Raw genomic sequence first — 1,726 nt, forward strand, 5'->3', positions numbered from 1 at the left:
GCCGTGGTCGCCTCGGAAGTGCGCACCCTGGCCCAGCGCTCGGCCAATGCGGCCAAGGAGATCAAGGGCCTGATCGAGAACTCGGTGGAGAAGGTCTCCGACGGCTCGGCGCTGGTGAACCAGGCCGGTGCGACGATGGCCGACATCGTGGCCAGCGTGCAGCGCGTGACCGACATCATGGCCGAGATCTCGGCGGCCTCGCAGGAGCAGTCGGCCGGCATCGAGCAGGTCAACCAGACCATCACCCAGATGGATGAAGCCACCCAGCAGAACGCCGCACTGGTGGAGGAAGCCACGGCCGCCGCACGCTCGATGGAGGAGCAGGCGCAGGGACTGACCGAATCGGTGGCGGTGTTCAAGCTGCAGGCCACGGTCGATACGCCGGTGCGCAAGGCGATCAGCCCGGCCCCCAAGCCGGTCGCCGCCGCCAGGCCCGTCGCCAAGGCCCCGGCCCGCAAGCCCGCGGCGCGCAAGCCCGAACCCGCGCTCGCCGATGGCGACTGGCAGGAGTTCTGAGCCTCCGGACCCGCTTCGCATCCGCCCCGTGACCGTTTTCAAGTAATCCGGATCCCGGCCGATATGTCACCTGAAGGCACTCCTCCCTGGCCCCCATGACCGTCGCACTCACCGCCCACGACGACGCCAGCCCCGCGACGCCCGCACATTGCGAGGAGTCCGCATGCTGCGCCGCACGTTGAACGCGCTTGCGCCCGTGCGCGACGTGCAGGCACCGCCCGGCCCGGCGCACGACAGCCTGTGGCACGTGCTGGAGCAGTCGGTCGATGCGGCGTTCGTCATCGATGCGCGGCACCGCGTGGTGCTGTTCAACCCGGCGGCGGAAGCGCTGTGGCGATGCCGCCGCGAAGACGTGCACGGCGTGCCGTTCACCCGCCTGCTCGCGGAGGCGCCGGCAGGCGTCGCCGGCGAGACGACGCTCGCATCGCTGCTCGGGAGCCATCGCGATGCCGTGCTGGTGCGGGCCGACGGAAGCGAAAGCGCCTGCTCGGTCTCCATGTCGAAAGTGGTGATCGGCGACCAGGTCTTCCATACCGCCTTCGTCCGCGACACCAGCGACCAGCAGCGGCAACTGGCGCGCCTGCGGCAGCTGTCCATCGTCGTGGACAGCAGCGACAACGCCATCTTCATCAGTTCCGCCGACCGCGAGGTCGTCTACGTCAACAGCGGCTTCACGCGCATGCTGGGCTACCGCCTGGAGGAGCTGCGCGGCGTCCGACCTTCGGAACTGCTGTCGGGACCGCACACGGACGGTTCGCTGGACGAACGAATCAGCCGTGCGATCGACAACGGCGAGGGATTGCAGACCGAGGTCCTGCTGTACACCAAGGCGGGTCGCCCGCTGTGGCTGTCCACGGCGATCAACCCGGTACGCGACGAGGACGGCACGCTGCTGGGACTGGTGAGCGTGCTCAGCGACATCACCCAGACCAAGATGCATCAGGTACTGCACAACAAGGTGCTGGACGCGCTGGTGCACGAGTGGAACGTGGCCGACGTGATGACGCTGATCTGCCGGGAGGTGGAGCACATCGCGCCGGAGCTGACGGTGTCCATCATCACCGTCGACAACGAGGGGCTGATGCACGCCCTCGCCTCGCCCAGCCTGCCCGAAGCCTGGTCGCGCAAGATCAACGGCCTGCCGATCGGCCCGCGCGCCGGCGTCTGCGGGGTAGCCGCCTGGCGCGGCCGGGCGGTCCTGGTCAAGGAC

The 1,726-nt window shown here is 69.0% G+C and carries 2 protein-coding genes; both read left to right on the forward strand.

Features of this window, described 5'->3' with window-relative positions; translation table 11 throughout:
- Positions 1–516: methyl-accepting chemotaxis protein (locus tag AC04L7_RS18050; RefSeq protein ID WP_475513614.1), on the forward strand; the 516-nt coding region annotated here is incomplete at its 5' end.
- Between the two features lie 163 nt (positions 517–679).
- Positions 680–1,726: PAS domain S-box protein (locus AC04L7_RS18055; protein WP_475513615.1), on the forward strand; the 1,047-nt coding region annotated here is incomplete at its 3' end.

The organism is Pseudoxanthomonas sp. LjRoot204_2, from assembly GCF_056175765.1.